The organism is [Scytonema hofmanni] UTEX 2349 (assembly GCF_000582685.1).
Taxonomy (GTDB): domain Bacteria; phylum Cyanobacteriota; class Cyanobacteriia; order Cyanobacteriales; family Nostocaceae; genus Hassallia; species Hassallia hofmanni.
Genome location: NZ_KK073768.1, coordinates 253,802 through 273,517 on the forward strand (window position 1 = coordinate 253,802; position 19,716 = coordinate 273,517).

General features: G+C 40.6%; 8 protein-coding genes. 4 read left to right on the plus strand and 4 right to left on the minus strand.

The window, feature by feature from the left end; genetic code table 11:
* The first annotated feature begins 75 nt into the window (after positions 1 to 75).
* The 3 genes from TOL9009_RS38365 to TOL9009_RS0106345 all read left to right on the plus strand — a co-directional run bounded on the left by TOL9009_RS38365 (position 76) and on the right by TOL9009_RS0106345 (position 14,200).
* Entirely contained in the window at positions 76 to 11,322 is an 11,247-nt protein-coding gene (locus tag TOL9009_RS38365; protein WP_051502818.1) for a non-ribosomal peptide synthetase, read from the plus strand.
* 84 nt (positions 11,323 to 11,406) lie between these two features.
* Positions 11,407 to 11,892, plus strand: a complete 486-nt coding sequence (locus TOL9009_RS38370) for a GtrA family protein (RefSeq protein ID WP_051502819.1) — start codon at positions 11,407 to 11,409, stop codon at positions 11,890 to 11,892.
* 289 nt (positions 11,893 to 12,181) lie between these two features.
* A complete protein-coding gene (locus TOL9009_RS0106345) occupies positions 12,182 to 14,200 on the plus strand; it encodes an alpha-amylase family glycosyl hydrolase (RefSeq protein ID WP_029631931.1) in 2,019 nt (672 codons plus the stop codon).
* A gap of 75 nt (positions 14,201 to 14,275) precedes the next feature.
* On the opposite strand, the gene TOL9009_RS38375 is transcribed toward TOL9009_RS0106345, so the two are convergent.
* Positions 14,276 to 15,598, minus strand: coding sequence for an MFS transporter (locus tag TOL9009_RS38375; RefSeq protein ID WP_051502820.1), 1,323 nt, complete (start codon positions 15,596 to 15,598; stop codon positions 14,276 to 14,278).
* Between the two features lie 646 nt (positions 15,599 to 16,244).
* Here TOL9009_RS38375 and TOL9009_RS0106355 point away from each other — a divergent pair.
* A complete protein-coding gene (locus tag TOL9009_RS0106355; protein WP_029631933.1) occupies positions 16,245 to 17,447 on the plus strand; it encodes a macrolide family glycosyltransferase in 1,203 nt (400 codons plus the stop codon).
* A 139-nt stretch (positions 17,448 to 17,586) separates the two neighbouring features.
* Here the strand turns inward: TOL9009_RS0106355 and TOL9009_RS0106360 are convergent, their stop codons facing one another.
* The 3 genes from TOL9009_RS0106360 to TOL9009_RS0106370 form a co-directional block, all read right to left on the minus strand.
* A complete protein-coding gene (locus TOL9009_RS0106360) occupies positions 17,587 to 18,450 on the minus strand; it encodes a cupin-like domain-containing protein (RefSeq protein ID WP_029631934.1) in 864 nt (287 codons plus the stop codon).
* A 223-nt stretch (positions 18,451 to 18,673) separates the two neighbouring features.
* A complete protein-coding gene (locus TOL9009_RS0106365; protein ID WP_029631937.1) occupies positions 18,674 to 19,411 on the minus strand; it encodes a glycosyltransferase family 32 protein in 738 nt (245 codons plus the stop codon).
* 64 nt (positions 19,412 to 19,475) lie between these two features.
* Complete coding sequence (locus TOL9009_RS0106370) at positions 19,476 to 19,697, minus strand: MbtH family protein (protein ID WP_029631939.1); 222 nt, start codon at positions 19,695 to 19,697, stop codon at positions 19,476 to 19,478.
* Between the last annotated feature and the right edge of the window lie 19 nt (positions 19,698 to 19,716).

Genomic DNA, 19,716 nt, shown 5'->3' on the forward strand with positions numbered 1-19,716 from the left:
TTTTCTCTTCCTTCGTGTCCTTCTCCTACGGAGACGCCAAGGGCGAAAGCGGTTCGTAAAAAAAAGGATAAATATATGAACTTAAAAGATAAAATCGAAGATATTTTTCCTCTCACACCCCTACAAAAAGGACTACTATTTCATTCCCTTTACGAACCAGAATCAGGCATTTATTTCGAGCAATTTCATTGCCGATTAGAAGGAAATGTTTCGGTAATTGCAGTACGTCAAGCATGGCAAACCCTAGTAGATCGCCATCCAATTTTAAGGACTGCAATTATCACCAAAGGGCAAACAGAACCCGTACAAATTGTATTTCGGAATCTTGTATTTAACATTACTGAACAAGATTGGCGTGGACTGAGTAACTCCGCCCAAAAAATCAGCCTGACAGAATTTCTGGAAGCAGATAAACGAAAAGGATTTATTTTAAATCGTCCCCCATTGATGCGGGTAACATTAATTCGTCTAGGGGAAGACTGCTGGCATTTAGTGTGGAGTCACCACCATATAATTTTAGATGGTTGGTCATGGCCCATACTACTACGTGAATTCTTGATGTTGCACAAAGCAGCTAAAGAAAATGTAGAGATATCCCTACCGAATGTCCGTCCTTACGGTGATTTTATTGCTTGGTTCAAACAGAAAAAGCCCCAAGATGGTGAAGCCTTTTGGCGTGAATATATAGGGGGTTTTGAAAGCGCGACACCCCTATTAATGATGTCCAAAACCAAGCCTGGTAGTGCTTTTATTAGCGGAGAAATCCAACAACTACTATCGCCGGAAATTACAACTTTATTGCAGAAATTAGCCCAAAATTGTAGCGTCACCCTCAACACGATAATTCAGGGGGCTTGGGCAATATTACTCAACCGTTACAGCCGTAACAAAGACATAGTTTATGGAATTACAGTAGCGGGAAGACCCCCGGAACTACCAGGGGTAGAAGGGATGATTGGTCCCTTCATTAATACTTTGCCATTTCGTGTGTTAATCTCTGGAGAAGAAAGCCTTGATTCTTGGTTGCAAAACCTGCAAGCACGAGCTGCATTAATACGTCAATTTGAACATTCCAGCCTTTCAGATATTCAAGCCTGGAGTGATGTTCCTCGCGGACAACCAATGTTTGAAAGTTTGCTGGCTTTTGAGAATTTTCCTGTTGATAAAACCTTAAAAGTAGCAGATTTTGGTTTGAATGTTCCAGAGTCTTTTTTCTTTGAAACTACCCATTATCCTTTAACTTTGGTGGTAGTTCCTGGGGATGGGCTATCTCTGAAATTAAGTTATAATGCGGCTCGTTTTGATGCGATCGCTATGGAATTACTGCTAGAGCAATTGAACAATTTGCTAATTAATATGGCAAATAATGCTCAAGCGCCTTTGCAGTCTTTATCTTTACTTCCTCCCAGTTCTCCCTTACCGATATTAGATGTAAAAACGAACCAATTGGGACGCAAAGAAACTCTCAGAGAAATTTTTGCCGAAGTTGTGAGCAAATATCCCGAAAGAATTGCTCTGACTTTTGATCAAGAAAGTTTGACATATCAAGAATTAGATAGACGTTCTAATCGTATCGCCCGATATCTGCAAAAACAAGGTATTGGTGCAGATAAACGAGTGGTAATTTGTCTGGAACGTTCTCCAGAATTAATTATTGCCATGCTGGGTGTAGTTAAGGCGGGGGGTGTGTATGTTCCTCTCGATCCTGCTTATCCGCGTGAAAGAATCGAATTTACTATTTCTGACTGTGAAGCGGAATTAATTCTCACGACAACTGCTATCAGTTCCCAACTTCCAGAATCGACACTGAAAATTTGTTTAGATGGGGAAAATGCGCCCTATTTAACTGAAAGCACGGAACCTTTGACAGTAGAAATCCTTGACCCTGAGTCAGGGGCTTATATTATCTACACATCTGGTTCGACAGGTAAACCCAAAGGTGTGTTAGTCACACAACACAACGTTACACGTCTGTTTCGCAGTACCCAACACTGGTTTGCATTTAATCAGCACGACGTTTGGACATTTTTCCATTCCTTTGCCTTTGATTTTTCCGTTTGGGAAATTTGGGGTGCTTTGCTTTATGGCGGCAGGTTAGTCATCGTTCCTTATTATGTCAGCCGCGATCCCCAAAATTTCCTGCAATTGCTGCAAAATGAGCAAGTAACTGTCCTCAATCAAACTCCTTCAGCTTTTGCTCAATTACTAGCCTGTAGAGATATTTGCAACCTCTCTGGCTTACGCTACATTATATTTGGCGGCGAAGCCCTGAACCTCCCAAGTCTGCGTCCCTGGTTTGAGCGTTATGGGGAACATCAGACGCGCTTGGTGAATATGTACGGGATTACAGAAACGACAGTCCACGTCACCTATAGACCAATTAGTAAACAAGATATAGATAATGCATCTGGTAGCTTAATTGGTCAACCAATCCCCGATTTAAAACTTCATATTCTCGATCCTGATGGTAATGCTCTACCAACCGGGGTAATTGGTGAAATTTATGTTGGAGGTGCGGGGGTAGCGCGTGGTTATCTTAACCGACCGGAACTGACAGCAGAACGGTTTGTGTTAGCACCTGACTTTTCCCGTGATGTGGAAAAACAAACGCGAAACCTAACCCCCCAGCCCCCTTCCCTACAAGGGAAGGGGGAGAATTCAAATGACTTTTCCCGTGATGTGGAAAAACAAACGCGAAACCTAACCCCCCAGCCCCCTTTCCTACAAGGGAAGGGGGAGAATTCAAAGCCTCTCTCCTTGCAGGAGAGAGGTTTTCCAGATCCCGTGAAAAGTCAGGTGTTAGCCCAGCGTCTTGTTGGCGTAGCCGAGGCACCAGAAGAGAAAGATTTCACCGTAAATTCACCACCACGTTTGTATCGGACTGGTGATTTAGGTCGCTTTCTCCCTAACGGCGATTTGGAATACCTGGGACGCATAGATGACCAAGTGAAAATTCGTGGCTTCCGAATTGAGATTGGCGAAATTGAAGCGGCGATTTCCCGGTTTCCACAAGTGCAGGAAACAATAGTTTTGGTTGATTCTGATACTGAAACCAATCAAAAACGGCTAATTGCTTATATAGTTTGTACCCCTGGAAAGCAACCAACCATCGAAACTCTGCGAAATTATTTGCAACAGCAACTGCCTGAATACATGATACCTTCGCAGATTGTTTATTTAGAAAAATTTCCCCTGACACCTAACGGTAAGCTGGATAGAAAAGCGTTACCCAAACCAGAAATTAAAAGAGAAAACCTCGAAATTGCCTTTATTTCTCCCGCTACACAAATTGAAGAAAATTTAGCTAATATCTGGCAAGAAGTTTTAGGAGTGAATCAGGTTGGCAGATTTGATAATTATTTTGTTTTAGGTGGCGATTCGATCCGCAGTATTCGTGTTGTTTCCCTCGCACAATCTCAGGGATTAAACTTAAAATTAGAGCAAATTTTTGGTCATCCGGTGCTATCAGATTTAGCCGCTTTGTTGGAGACAGAAACAGCCGCAGAAACTCATGATGTTGATGCACAACCTTTTGCGTTAATTGTGTCCTCAGACCGAGAAAAACTACAAGATTGGGCTGTTAGCGATAGCTTGGCGCAAGCCATAGACGCCTATCCTGTGGCACAACTCCAAGCAGGGATGTTATTTCATGGTGAATATTCGGAAGTTTCTACAGCTTATCATGATGTTTTTAGCTTCCGGATTCGCATACCTTTTGACCTCCAGGTTTGGGAAGCTGCTTATACCCAAATGTTTGTGAGACACCGGGTATTAAGAACGGCATTTTATTTAGCAGAATTTAGTCAGCCAATTCAGGTAATTCTCAAGGAAGTACCCGCACAAATTGTTTTTGCTGACTTAAGAGCTTTATCGGCATCAGCACAGGATGATTATGTCAAAGCATTTATTGCTGAAGAACGGGCAAATCGCTTCAATTATAAACAACCGCCATTGATACGTTTTCATATTCATCTCCTTGATGAAAATGTCATGCAAGCATCTTTTACTTTGCATCATGCCATCATGGATGGATGGAGTTTAGCCAACTTTTTATCAGAATTAACAGGTTTATATCTCCATCTGATGAATAGGGGTGTGCCTGCACTTCCCCCAGCACCAGCTTTAGAATATTCCAGATTTATTGCTTTAGAACAGCAGGCTTTAGCTGATGTAAAACAGCGAGCATTTTGGCAAAATCAACTAGCAGGAATTCCCTTCACTAAACTGCCACGCTTGCCGGGTATGGTTCCTTTAGAACCAAAGATGGGAAAATTTGATATTACTTTGCCAGAAAAAATTTCTCAAGCTTTAAAAGCCTTATCTAAGCAATTAGGTGTACCTCTAAAAACATTATTGCTAGCGGTTCATCTCCAAGTTATTAGTGTTTACTCTGGGGAAACAGAAATTGTCACTGGATTGGTGAGTAATGGTAGACCAACAGAAACTGACAGCGATCGCGTTTTAGGTCTATTCTTAAATACATTACCATTGCGCTTGTCATTACCGAGAGGTTCTTGGGTTGACTTGATTAGAGAAACTTGGCGTGCTGAACAAGAATTGATGCCTAATCGTCGGTTTCCCTTGGCAGAAATTCAGCGGTTACAAAAGTCTCAAAGTCTTTATGAAACCTCCTTTAATTTTGTCCATTTCCACGTTTATCAAGGATTGCTAAATTGGCGGGAAGTAGAATTAATTGCAGGGGAATCTTTGGATGAGACAAATATTCCTTTTGCTGTCAGTTGGAATGAGGAAGTAAATGCTGAAAATCTTTCTTTTAATATTACCTATGACCGCCAAGAATTTGATGATGAGCAAATCTCGGAGATTGCTAATTATTATCAAACCAGTATTCAGGCTGTAATTGCTAATCCCCAAGGGGAGATAGGCATATGGGAATATGGGGATATAGGAATATGGGAAGAAAATTACCAATTACCAGTTACCCCAGTACATGAAATTGTTGCTCAAAAAGCAGATGAGAATCCTGATGCGATCGCCGTTATTTGTGAGGGTGAAAGTTGGACATATAGCCAATTAAACCAAAAAGCTAATCAGTTGGCGCGATTTTTGGGTGATTTTGGTATTGGTGTAGAACAGCCTGTAGGTATTTGTTTGGAACGTTCGTTAGACATGGTTTGTGCTATTTTAGCGGTTCTAAAAGCAGGTGGTTGTTATGTACCAATTGACCCGCATTATCCGGCTGTTCGTATTCAGTCGATGTTGACAGATGCTAAGGTTAGTCTGCTGTTGTCTCGTTCTGATTTAGAAATTTTCAATGGTAAAAATGAAACTTTGGGTGATGCTTGTCAAGTTGTCTATGTTGATGTTTATCGGGAAGAAATTGCGCTTAAATCTGTTGAAGATTTAGGGATTGCAGTTTTCGATGAGAATATTGCATATATCATCTTTACTTCTGGTTCCACTGGACGACCGAAAGGTATTACGATTTCTCATCAGGCTTTAGCACATCATCAGGGTTGGTTTTTAGAGACTTTTGGGGTAACTTGTGACGATGTGGTGTTACAAAAGACACCATTCAGTTTTGATGCGTCGGTGTGGGAATTCTGGACTCCTCTAATGGTGGGTGCTAAATTGGTGATGGCAAAGCCGGGGGGTCATCAAGATCCGGCATATTTGGTCAACACTATTGTGGAAGAAAATGTGACTCTGCTACAATTGGTGCCGAGCCTTTTAGAAATACTGTTAGGTGAACCAGAATTTGCTGAATGTTCATCTCTGCGTCTAGTTTTTAGTGGTGGTGAAGCACTGAAAAAACGGGTTTGGGATGAGTTTGAGCAAATTTTGGGGATTCCTTTGGTGAATCTTTATGGACCGGCGGAAACAACAATTGATGTAGCTTTCCATTATTGTGAACCAAGTGAAAATACTGATGTAATTCCCATTGGCAAACCAGCTATAAATACTAGATTATATATTCTGAATTCGCGGATGCAGCCTGTGCCTATTGGCACAATCGGTGAGTTGTTTGTGGCTGGCTGTCAATTGGCTAGGGGATACGCTTATGCACCAGGGATGACCGCAGAACGCTTTTTACCTGACCCCTTTGCAGAAAATGCAGGGAGTCGGATGTATCGCACAGGCGATCGCGCTCGTTATTTACCTGATGGTAGAATTGAGTTTCTGGGACGTGTCGATCAACAAGTCAAAATCCGGGGTTTCCGCATCGAAACTGGGGAAGTTGTCGCAGCTTTGGAACAACCAGCTTGGGTAGTTCGAGCTGTTGCTAAAGCTATTGCTACTGATGATCAACCCAATCGACTGGTTGCTTATGTGGAACTGAATACACCACCAGCAAATTGGCAAACATTATTGCGATCGCATTTATCTGGGCTACTCCCGGATTATATGATTCCTTCGCTGTTTGTCAGTGTCGATGTTTGGGCTTTACTTCCAAATGGGAAAATTAACCTCAACGCTTTACCTGTTCCTGATGAGGAAAATATTGTTACGCATCAACAATATATTTCCCCACAAACTGAAACTGAAAAAATCCTTGCCCAACTTTGGCAACAAGTTTTGCAAGTATCTCGTGTTGGAGTTGCTGATAACTTTTTTGAATTAGGTGGAGACTCCATTCTCGCTTTACAAATTATTGCGAAAGCGCGGGATGCTGGATTTTATTTCACGCCACAAGATTTGTTTAAAAATCCTCAAATTGAGACTCTAGCATCACAAGTAAGAACATCGGCAAAGATTCCCAATGTTTTAGCAATTCCTGTAGGTAGTGAAGTACCGCTCACTCCCATTCAAAAATGGTTTTTTCAGCAGTCTTTAGCCCATCCAGAACACTGGAATCAAGCTGTCTTCTTGGATGTTAACCCAAAATTTAATGCCGCACAATTTCAAATTGCTCTAAGTCATATTACTGCAATTCACCCAGCTTTTCGCCTACGATTCCGTCAAACTGCAACTGGTTGGATACAAAAGTTAGACGATAAGAGTCAGGTTTTCAACTTTGATATTGTTGACCTCAAGGCTATTCCCCAAGCAGAATTATCAGCACAACTGCAAAGCATCTCTAGTCAATTTCAAGCTCAACTTAATTTAGCAACCGGACCTCTGTTTCGCGCCGTCTACTTCCAGACTAACGAAAATACATCCGATAAACTACTACTAATTATCCATCACCTCATCGTTGATGGTATTTCCTGGCGCGTTATTTTGCAAGATTTAGGAATAGCTTGTAATGCTTTACAACAGCAACAAAAAATTTCCTTAGCTACTCATAGTGTCGGTTTCCCACAATGGACTCAACATCTACATAACCTAACTGAAAATTCCACATGGGAAGAAGAAGTTGGTTTCTGGAAACAGCAACATATTTCTCATTCCCAAATTCCTCTAGATTTTCCAGAACGCATAGCAGATAACAAAGAAAGTTCTGCCACTCAAATAGAGTGCAATTTCAGTCAGGATGAAACTGATAGTCTGCTGTACGAATTACCACGCACCCACAAAGTCAGAATTCAGGAAGTTCTCTTAGCTGTTTTGTTGTCAGTAGTGACAGAATGGACAGGTGAATCAAACATCTTAATTGCCCTAGAAAGTCACGGTAGAGAAAGCGATTTTACGGCAATTGATATCTCTGATGCTGTAGGCTGGTTTACATCTCTTTACCCCTGTAAATTAGAGAAGAAAGGCGGCATTTTAGAAAATTTGGCAAGCGTTAAAGAACAGGTGCGGAACTTGCCAAATAATGGCTTTGCATACGGTATCCTCTCTCAAAAACCAGAATTTGCTTCTATCTTACCGCCAATTCCTGAAGGTATCCTCTTTAATTATTTGGGACAATTTGATGAAAGTTTTGGTTCTTCAGCACCCTTTACCCCCGCGACTGAAGATGTGGGACTATCCCGACATCCAGAAAATAAACGTGCTTTTCAACTAGAAATTACTAGTTTAATTGCTAACGATAAATTACAAATGCGGTTTGTTTTTAGCAAAGCTTTGCATCAAGAAGCAACGATTAGCCGTTTAGCAGATAGTTTCTCTAAACATTTGCAGATTCTGTTAGCAACTAGTCGTAATCAAGAATACAGTTTCACCCCTGAGGATTTTCCCCTAGCTGCACTCAATGCGGAACAATTAACTATAGCCTTAGCAGGGAATATCGATGTAGAAGATATTTATCCCCTCTCTCCTGTGCAAGAGGGAATACTTTTCCATGCAAACTATGAATCAGAAAAAGATATTTACCTGCAACAGGTGAGTGGTGAAATTGAGGGAGTTTTGGATGTAGAAAGATTTAAAACTGCTTGGGAATCTTGTATTAACCGTCATCAGAGTTTACGCGCTTCCTTTGTCTGGCAAGATTTACCCCGACCATTACAGCGCATTCATCGCCGAGTGAATTTGCCTTTTGTATATGAAGATTGGCGCGATTTCAATGCTGATGAAATAGGTGAAAAATGGTCATTGTTATTAACAACAGACCGTCAGCAAAACTTATCACCAGAAACAGCACCACTGATGCGGATGACTTTAGTGAGAACTCAAGCACAAAAATGGCGTTTCTTGTGGACTCACCATCATTTGTTGTTAGATGGCTGGTCATTACCGCTAGTTTTTCGAGACGCGATCGCATTTTACCAAGCTAAACCAAATTTACCCCAACCACCCATTTACCGCGACTTTATCGCTTGGTTACACAAACAAGAATCTAGTTCCGCAGCATCTTTCTGGCAACAAGAATTAAGTGGTTTCCGGGAAGCTACTAATTTTGGTATTAAAAAAGACTCGAATCAGGATTATCAAACCTTACAAACTACCATTCCCAAAGAGATTTGCACCCAACTTAAAGTCTTTGCCCAAAAGAATCAGGTAACTTTAAGTACATTAGTCCAAGCTGCTTGGGGCATTCTTTTAAGCCGATATAGCGGTGGTGAGGAAGTGGTTTTTGGTGTCACCGTGTCGGGACGTGCAACTGAATTATCAGGGTTTGCAGAGATGGTGGGTTTATTTATTAACACCCTACCCTTACGCTTGAAATTAGATGCAGCCACACCTTTACCACAATGGTTAAACTCACTACGCGATCGCTTGTCGGAAATCAATCACTATTCTTTCACTCGGTTAGTAGATATTCAAGCCTGGAGTGACATTCCCAGGGGAGAACCGTTGTTTGAATCCATCGTGGTATACGAAAATTACCCAGTGTCAGAAAGTCTACGTCAAAACCCAGGAGAACTGGCGATTCATTCTGTGGAATCTCTGGAGAAAAACCATTACCCCATCAGTCTCTACGCCTTGCCAGGAGATGATTTGACGCTGAAAGTTGCCTTTGGGCAGCATATCGGCGGTGCCAAAGAACGAGAACAAATATTACATCATCTAGCGCAAATACTGACTAGCATTGCTACAGAAAAACCGCAATTTATCGGTGAAATTGGTTTGTTGTCGCCAGGGGAAGTAGCTGATTTAACACAGCCAATTACCCCTTACCAAGTACCCATTACCCCCATACATCAATTATTTAGTCAACAAGCCTCTCAGACTCCCGATGCGATCGCTGTTAAGCGTGCCGCAGGTATCGCTGTTTTTCCTGACCTAACTTACGCAGACATAGAACGCAAATCTAACCAAGTTGCCCACGCACTACTGCAACTAGGTGTAACGCGGGAAACTTTGGTAGCAGTTTGTCTGGAACGTCATGCAGGTTTGCCCATCGCGCTGCTGGGAATTATGAAAGCAGGTGCAGCATACCTACCACTAGATCCTAGCTTAAATCGCGATCGCCTCTCTTGGATGCTTGCAGACAGCGGGGCAAGTGCGATCGTCACCGAAGAGAAAATTAAGAGTGAACTTCCACCATCATCAGCAAAAGTTCTATTGCTAGATGCCCTATCTCCACAACCAGATACAGCACCGCCTGCGGTTGTGGGTAACAATCATTTAGCCTATATTATCTATACTTCCGGTTCCACTGGCAAACCCAAGGGAGTACAAATTCAGCATGAATCTGTAGTCAATTTCCTCCTCAGTTTCCAAGCAAAACTGGCACTGACATCTGCTGATACTTTGGTAGCAGTAACTACAATTTCCTTTGACATTGCTGGATTAGAATTGTTATTACCACTAATTACTGGTGCCAAATTAGTCATAGCTGACAAAGAAACCACCAGAGACGGCTTTAAGCTAGCCCAACTATTGCAAACATCCCAAGCCACAGTCATGCAAGCCACCCCAACTACCTGGAGATTGCTGTTAGCAGCAGGTTGGAAAGCAAATAATGATTTTCGCATTCTCTGCGGTGGGGAAGCCATAACAGTTGAGTTAGCGGCTTCTCTTCTCAATTCTCAGGTTGATCTGTGGAATGTTTACGGACCGACGGAAACTACAATTTGGTCTACCATCAAGAAAATTCAGCAGCCAGAAGATGCACTTTCTATCGGACGAGGAATTGCCAACACCTCAATTTATATTTTAGATAGTGCTGGTAATCCAGTTCCTGAAGGAATTGTGGGTGAATTGTTGATTGGGGGAATCGGATTAGCGCGGGGTTATTGCCAAAGACCAGATTTAACCGCAGAAAAATTTGTCCCCAATCCCTTTGTTGCAAATCCTGGCGATCGCTTATATCGTACCGGTGATTTGGCGCGGTGGCTACCGAATGGTGAAATTGAATTTTTGGGACGCATCGATTACCAAGTTAAAATCCGTGGTTATCGCATTGAACTAGGAGAAATCGAAACAATTTTAGAAACGCATCAGGCGATCGCTCAAGCTATTGTCCAAGCTATTGACGATACTGTAGCAGGTAAAAAACTTGTTGCCTATCTCGTTGTCAAATCTGAAATCGAAAAACCCAGTTTGGAAAGTCTACAGTCATATATATTAGCAAAACTGCCCGATTATATGTTGCCTTCAGATTGGGTATTTCTTGATGCTATGCCTTTAACACCTAATAATAAAGTTGATCGTCGTGCTTTACCATTACCAAATCAGTCTGATAGTCGCATTTATATAGCGCCGAGAAATGCCATTGAAGAAGCATTAACCTATATTTGGCAAGAAATTTTGCCAGTGGAAAAAGTGGGAGTAATGGACAACTTTTTCGAGCTAGGGGGACATTCTCTCTTAGCTGGTCAAGTTCATGCTCGTATCAGAAAAGTATTCTTGATTGATTTAGAATTACGCGAACTTTTTAACACGGTAACAATTGAAAAAATGGCACAACTTCTATTAGAGCGAGAACCTCAATCGGGACGCACTGAAAAAATAGCCAAAGCCTTTTTACGTCTTAAACAAATGACACCAGAAGAAAAAGCCAAACTTCTAGAAGCAAAGCGAAAAATCAATTGAAAAAGGGACTGGGGACTGGGGATTAGGGACTGGGGATACTTTCCTTTAGTCTTGGAGTAATAATATCAAACAAGAAGAAGCAGAATGAATTATTGTGAAATTAATGAACGAATAAAACTACTGCGATTAAATCGTTCCTGGGTGTTTGTCAGTCGCCTAATTCGTTTTGCCATAGTGGGTTTTAGTGGTGTATTTGTAGACTTGGGAGGATTCTATTTTCTGCATACGTTATTAGGTTTAGCTTTAACTCCAAGTGCAATGCTTTCAACAGAAGTGGCAATCATAAATAATTTTCTCTGGAATGATGTATGGACATTTGGTGATGTGTCTGATCCAGAACAGTTAGGCAATCAACGATTCCAACGTTTTTTGAAGTTCAATCTAATTTGCTTTTTTGGACTAATTTTGAATATTTTAATTGTTAATTTTTTGGTTTATAAGTTTGGGATGAATGAATATATGGCAAAATTGGTAGCAATTATTTGTGTGACATTTTGGAATTTTGCCATCAATTTGAGGTTGAACTGGCAAGTCAAAAAGAAGGATGTAGGGGTAGGGTGTAGGGGGTAGGGAAGACGGCATTGGTCGGGGCGAGGATGCCCGACCAATGCGTTCGTCCTTGAAGGACGGGGCTTGGACCCACTGGTTGTAGTTGCTCTTTCTCTCACCACACCCCACACCCCGCCCCAACGGGGCTTGGTCACTTGGCGAAAATGCTTAGAATGCTTAACACATTTAATACAGTTGCATTTTCACTAGTTTAATTACTGGTAATAAAGTTTGATTCATGAAATCATTAAGTTTATACCTGTACAAACTTGTTTGCCAACGTACTATTTTTAACTCGTAGGAATGCTATATGCGCTATTTTGATGAATACTGTGAAGTACATCTAGACCCTAATACTGCACCCTATACTTGGGTGTTTAGAACTAACGAAAAAATCTATATCAGATTTGGTGTTCACTTATCTAAACATCCAGATTTTGGGCAGATAGCTTATGAATTAAATGATGGACAAGGTTATTCGGATGTAGATCACATTACAGCAGAAAAAGAAAATGTAATAGACAATGGCTTCCAAATGTTCTCAGCTATCCTACCCCCTATCAGTAATGGGGGAGGATATCAGTACAGATTAGGTTATGTGGATACATTTGGTAATGAACATACAACAGAGCGATCGCATTTTTTGTTTGTCTGCGATGAAGCACCACGCTCAATGACTGAAATTCCCTCGGAGTTTCTGGGATACGTGAATCATCAGCCTTTATATGGACCAAAACCAAGGGTTGAAATGACATCTAGCCCCGATGATTGGGCTTCTCGTCTATTTTACTCCATCATCATTGATCGATTTGCTCGCAGTGCAGACAGCAATCGCGCTGGTATGAGTGCAGTCAAGTATGATCCCACTTCCCCACATGCAAGTCATGGAGGAACAATTCGGGGTGTAATTGAGCAGATAGATTATTTAAAGTCATTAGGAATTCGAGCCATTATCCTCAGCCCGGTCTATGTCAATGCGGCTGACGGCTATCATGGCTATCATCCCATCCATCTATTGATGGTAGATCCACGTCTGGGTACACTTATGTGTTTGCGTGATCTGGTGAAGACAGCTCATGAAGCTGATATTGCTGTCATTTTAGATGTTGTCAACAATCATCTTGCAGATAGTATTAACTGGGAAGAGTATGGCGGTCCACCAGGAGGAGAATTTAAGTATGTGCAAGGTGATGATACTGCGGTAATGCCTTTTCCTATAGAAGCACGCAACACATCACTGTTCCACGGACCAGAATACACTGATATGGTAAATCAAAGACTCTTTGGTTTCCTGGAAGATTGGCGAACAGAAACCAGCTACGTTCGGGAATTACTAATTCAACACCTGAAATACTGGATTGCAGAAACAGATATTGATGGCTTTCGTTACGATTCTGCTCGTCACGTTGGTCTTGATTTTTGGGAGCCTTGTGTGGAAGAGATATCAAGATATGCTAGCTATCTAGGGAAAAAAGAATTTCTACAGATAGCTGAACACGCTGGGAGTACTCACGATGAAGTAATTGAATATAATAGCGCCAAATTCACAAATTTGATCGATTACCCAACCTATTATGCCGTCAAACATTCGCTCAATGATGGCAATTGGCTAGGGGGTTTGGCAGATTATTTTTGTGGCTTTCTCGCACCATCACAACCATATCATGCGGGTTGGCGTCACAATATTATGTTCCTAGATAATCAAGATACAACTAGAATCTTGCATCAATTCTTGAGTCGTTTAGCAAACCTAGACGAGTCCAGAGTCAGGTTACACTTTGGACTGGCTTGTTTGATTTTAGGACCGCAAATACCTTCTATTTATCAAGGAACAGAGCAAGAATTTTCTGGCGCTTTAGGGTTGCATCAAAAAGAGGATACAGGAGAGTGGATTGGACATGATTGCTACGTGCGAGAAGATTTGTTTGAAAACCCTGCCTGTGTGTGGGAGTTTGGACCAATTAACCGCAAAACTTTTGAACCATATGAACAAAACCACCCGACTTTTTTACTGATTCGACAACTTGCCGAAATTAGACGGCAAAATAAACTAATTCACAGTGGAAACCGCACCCTATTATGTTCTAGGAATCACGGACTCTGGTGTGTACTGATTCATGGTACACCTGATGAGCAACCACTGTTTGTGGCGATGAATTTGGGACTAACACCAGTATTTGAAGAAGCTTTCAAGATTCCTAATTGGTCTAGTGATTTTTCCGGTGTTGATATGCTGATTACTACTACGGGTGGAGTATTTCATCTTGTGGAAGGTGGTATTGGAATTAAACTTCCACCATTCACCTTTGTCTTAGGAAGGCTCTTGTGAGCAGGGCAAGAAAAGCTAAGACCGTTAACCGATTAGAGACGTTCCACGAAACGTCTCTACTTTGCTCTATTATCCCTACATGAGAGACACATTATCTGTTGAAGATTCCTGATAATCAGGCAAATTATTTTCCAAATCGCGGATGGTAGGGTATTGGTATCCAATTATTGCTGTGATCAAGATAGAAAACCCAACGATGACAAATAGTAGTCCAATACCACGACCAGGACCAGAACCAATTAACTGTCCCACTAGTTCTTTAGACCAAGGTCCATCAAAAGTCATCAATGGCTCGAAAACACGATCAGCCAGAGGACCTGCAAAAATCGCCGCTAGCGGTACAGCAGACCCCGATATTGCACCCATCAATCCAAAAACTCTTCCTTGTACATTTTCGGCAACTTTTGTCTGGAAGATAACTTGTACACTCCCATTGATGAAGGGTGCGATCGTGAAGAAAAATAAAGTAGCAATAGCCATTTGGACGATAGAGGGGCGAAAACCAGCCAAAGCAATCGACATCCCACTCAAGGACATCGCAATGAGAATTGGGCTAATTAAGTTCTGCCAACTATGCTTCCAAGTACTCATCACTATACCCCCCAAGAGCATACCAATACCCGTAATAAAGGCGATTTTTCCCAAGCCAGCTGCATTGGTCACAGAAAGAATCAGAGGATAGACTAATACACTCACGAACCCAACCAAGAATTGGTAAATAGTAAAGAGAATCAGAAAGCTTGGTAGTCCAGGACGCTCTATTAGATAAGTCCAACCGTAGAGTATTTCTTGCCAAAGTGAGGAAGGTTGAACGTCCTCATCAACATTAGCAGTTTGACTAATCTCACCAAATCGCACCAACAGAAGGGGAACAAGGGCAATCAGTAACGTTGACAAGTCTATCAGGAGAATGCCTTTCACCTCAACAATATCTAACAGAGTACCCGCTATTAAAGGTGAAAGGATTTGCTGAATAGCAATGGCTAGTTGAACCATACCACTGACCCGTGGTAAATCCTCTTGCGGTACTAAAGAGGTAATGGAAGCCTTATAAGCAGGTGCATGGAAAGCACCGATAATAGAAGTAAAGATATTTCTCAGGTAGATGTGCCAAATTTCTATTTGACCAGTGGTTACTAGCACTATCAAACTTACGGTAGACAGTCCTATACAAATCTGACTAATAATCATTGTCCAGCGACGATCCCAACGGTCTACCAATGTTCCTGCGATAGGCGACATGACAATCAATGGAACTGTAGAAGTCAGTATGAGGAAGGCGAATTGGGTAGCGGAGCCAGTTTGCTTAAACACAGATATATCTAAAGCAAACCCGGTCATCGAGACACCTATTAGAGATATTAGTTGTCCCAACCAAATAAAACTGAAAATACGCATTTATTTGTATAAATTTATAAATTAGACATCTTTTCTGTATTAATTATATTAATATTTGATCAACAATACATAATATTACTACTTAATTTAATTAGATGCATGTCACTAAACTGAATATAACTGATACCAATTATTTGTGAAGCTGCATAGAATTTGACCCCACCCCGCGAAGCCCCTCCCCGCAAGCTCTTAGGGGAAAATCCGGTTCCCTAAGAGCTTGCGGGGAGGGTTAGGGTGGGGTTCTTTCTATGCGTCTTCATATTAAATAGGACTTACGCAAGATGACCAAAAAACGAACCGCAGAGGACGCAGAGAACACAGAGGAATAAGAGTTTGAGAGAGTTTTTGCGTAAGTCCTGTTAAATATGAGTAACTTACAAGGATGAAGTGAGCGTATCGCCCATGAAAGACAACTTTGTGATATAGAACACAATTGTACCCTGTGTTCAGGTGAAGTAAATATAGGAAAAAGTTATGGAAATCCTCCAAAATAGAAAAATTTATGCAGTCTACAAATAAATTGATTTTATAGTATTCTAACAAAGACAAGGACAACTTTTATTAGTGTTGCTCATCGCCCTAGTTTCAAGAAATATTATCAGGTCATTCTCAATTTTTAATTATTCAAAATAGCGGGGTATTTTTTATGGGTCGTGTAATATTCATGAATGTTTCAGCAGCTGGACACGTCATCCCTACCTTGGGGTTGATGGCTGAGTTAATCAACAGAGGTGAAGAAGTAATTTACTATGAAGTTCCCACTTTTCAGCAGGAAATCGAGAGTTTTGGAGCCTCCTTTCGTTGCTATCCCCCAATAAACCCTGAGACAGCACCACCATCTGAGAATGAAATGTCATTGGTGCCTTCTCTAACTTGGTGCGCTCATCAGATGCTCCCAGCACTTTTAGAATCAGTGCGTGCAGAAAAACCAGATTACATCATTCATGACTCCCTCTGTCTTTGGGGAAGATTAGTGGCACAATTACTGAATATTCCCGCTGTTAATTCCATTGCTACAGCTGCTTTTACTACCCAAACTTTCTATGAATGTCCTTGGCTAAGGAAGAAGCTACCACGATTTTTAAAAGAGGCGACTGTTGGGATGAAACACTATCGTCAATATCAAAGAGAACTACGAGCAACTTATGGTGTACCTCCAATAAAATTTGTGGATACATTTACTAATATTGAACCCCTCAATATTTGTTATTTACCTCCAGAACTCCAACCTTATAGTGATAAATTTGACGAGCGTTTCCATTTTGTTGGACCTTGTAATCCGGTGCGGGCAATGGAATATGATTTTCCAATGGAGGAATTGCAAAAAGACAAGTTAATCTTGATTTCATTTGGCAACATTCATGACCCTGGTTTGCCATTTTATCGCAGTTGTATTGATGCTTTTGGTAACACAGATGCTCAGGTGATAATGGTATTAAGTCCGGTTATGGATGTCACCCTTTTAGGAGATATTCCTAACAACTTTATCATTCGACCTACAGGTACTGTTCCCCAATTAAAAATATTAGAGCGTGCTAGTTTATTCATTATGCACGGAGCAGGTGGCGGAACACGGGAAGCTGTTTGGTATTCAGTACCAATGATTGCAGTACCACAAACTTATGAGCAAGAAATAATTTCCCGCCGTATTGAGGAGCAGGGTGCAGGAATTATGATGATGTTAGAAGATGTAACTGTGGAAAATTTGCAACAGACAGCACAGCGAATTTTTGATGATAGTTCTTTTCGAGTCAATAGTGGTCGTTTGGGTGATGCTTGTCGTGCGGCTGGTGGAGTCAAACGTGCAGTGGATGAAATTTGGCGATACACCAAATTGCGTTTTTATTGAATACACGTAGAGACGTTCCACCGGAACGTCTTTACAGGGTTTTGGGTTTTATGCATGTACCTCCTAAGGAGTGAAATATGCTGTATGTTACTCCCTGTTCGATGTAAAATTACCTTTAACTGCCTAAAGATTAAAGGCATTAAACCCCTGCAAAATTCTTAAGAGTTTGCCAAATAAGACCAGGTACCTGTAATATCAATCGTCTTCCAGGTGGTGTAAAATATTCTTTAAAATTAGTTTTCCACCAGAAGTTTATAGAAATATTTAGCTGGTCGAGAGAGTAAACTTGGTGCCACCAAAAAGCTGGAATAAAAAGCATTTCACCTGGTTCAAGCAGACACTCCATGTATTTTGCTTTTTGAAATCTAGGAAATTGATCAATGTCAAGTTGGTCAATATTTAATTGACTCATGTGTGGTATTTTTGAATGTGCGGGAAAAGGATATAGTAGAGAAGTTTGTTTGGGTTCAAACAGCAAAACTCGCTTTCGACCACGCAACTGAGATAACAAGTTTTCTGACATATCGTAATGTAATTGTGAGACATTACCGCCAGTACCTATCCACAGATTTGTAACAATGAATAATTTTTTATCAATGTAATCTGGAACTTCAATATCTGGAATCAGTTCGGGAAAGCTGATTTTAATTGGACTTTGCTGGAGATAATAGTATTCGTCTGTTGTTTTTTCCTGAAAAATCCAATCTGTGAAGTCAGTAAACTTCATTTTTTTACTAACCATACTAAACTGGGCTTTTGGATCAAAATCGAATATTTGTTTTTTGGAAAAGTTGACATTAATTTCTTTATTACCTACAACATTGTTTAAATAATCAACTGACCATAAAGAATATGCTTTCCAATCATTTATTTTCCCAGTAATAATCACTGGTTTTCTAGAAGAGAAAATTTTTTGTTTAAACTCATCTAATGTAGGTTTATGAATACGCTCAATTTGATTTACTGATGTTTGGTTAAATTTATTTTGTGCAGTGATATTCATAACTTTTTCCTTACGATTAAAATTTACTTTTCAGTGGATTAAGGAGAGAATGATGATTACAGGCGATTTTATTGGATGATTTAGCTTCCATTTCTCAAATTTGTGGTCTTGATAATGTCTCAAGCTCTACTAATTTCCTACGGTTTTCATCTGACCAAAGATTCCATATTTTTAATTGTTTTTTGAAGCAATATTCGTTTTGATAAAAGTCCACAATAAATAATTACACTTTACCTTTTACCAAAGAGCGAAAGAACCAGTATGGTTCTATAACTATACCGAATAAAACTCTAGTTATCTGGTGTTTCATAGGCAACCAAGAAGTAGTCATGTGATGTATGGTATAAGTCTCTGAGGTAGGCTGACTTTTGAATATTTTACCGTTAAGTTCCATTGGGGCACCCGGTTCAAAAATGTATCCTGGACACACACGAACTGTGGAATTTTTATGGAATTGACCTGCTACTACGCAATCATTTAACATGATAGGTCCGGTGCTGTAGCCCACATAAAAGGGCATAGTTTTATTGTCTGAATTATCTTGACGTTTTTCTAATTCTTCAAATACTGTCAACCAAAGGGGATGTCTGGGAATACTACCCATAATCGCATTGCTGAACCCCACCAATTTTGATAACACCAGTTCAAAATCTGCTAATAAATCATCAATTGGTTTGAGGCATTCAACATCCATATCAATATAAAATCCTCCGTAGTGATAGAGGATGAAATAACGTATGGCATCACGACGTTGAATATCATGGGGATAACCATCAAATATGGGCATAAACCAGGAATAATTTTCTTCCATAAATTTCCTAGCTTTAGCTTCATCCCAAAATTGGTGTTCCCAATTAGGATGATTTTGCAAAACTGTTTGATGATAAAGACGATATTTTTTTGGTACTGCTGCTTCTCCCTGAAAAAAAATCTGATGGATGATTTTGGGAATTTTATTCATAGATTTAGTTGGGTAATTGGGAATAGGTAATTGCTAATTAGTCTATTCCCTTATTAGTAGTTGTTTAGTTTGATGATTCTTGCATTGCTTGACGTAAACTTAAAGGACGCATATCCGTCCAGACTTCTTCGATATAGGCTAAACATTCAGTTTTAGAGCCTTCTTTGCCTACAGCTTTCCATCCTAATGGTAATTCTTGTTTCCATTTGGGCCAAATTGAATATTGTTCTTCGTGATTGACCACTACAAGATAAATAGTTTCGTCGTTTTGTTCGTTGTTAGTCATGGTTTTTTAGTCTCCTTTA

What these genes read in the sequence shown, in the direction of transcription:
- TOL9009_RS38370 (WP_051502819.1), top strand. Translation starts at nt 11,407, where the DNA reads ATGAATTATTGTGAAATTAATGAACGAATAAAACTACTGCGATTAAAT.
- TOL9009_RS38365 (WP_051502818.1), top strand. Translation starts at nt 76, where the DNA reads ATGAACTTAAAAGATAAAATCGAAGATATTTTTCCTCTCACACCCCTA.
- TOL9009_RS0106370 (WP_029631939.1), bottom strand. Translation starts at nt 19,697, where the DNA reads ATGACTAACAACGAACAAAACGACGAAACTATTTATCTTGTAGTGGTC.
- TOL9009_RS0106365 (WP_029631937.1), bottom strand. Translation starts at nt 19,411, where the DNA reads ATGAATAAAATTCCCAAAATCATCCATCAGATTTTTTTTCAGGGAGAA.
- TOL9009_RS0106355 (WP_029631933.1), top strand. Translation starts at nt 16,245, where the DNA reads ATGGGTCGTGTAATATTCATGAATGTTTCAGCAGCTGGACACGTCATC.
- TOL9009_RS0106360 (WP_029631934.1), bottom strand. Translation starts at nt 18,450, where the DNA reads ATGAATATCACTGCACAAAATAAATTTAACCAAACATCAGTAAATCAA.
- TOL9009_RS38375 (WP_051502820.1), bottom strand. Translation starts at nt 15,598, where the DNA reads ATGCGTATTTTCAGTTTTATTTGGTTGGGACAACTAATATCTCTAATA.
- TOL9009_RS0106345 (WP_029631931.1), top strand. Translation starts at nt 12,182, where the DNA reads ATGCGCTATTTTGATGAATACTGTGAAGTACATCTAGACCCTAATACT.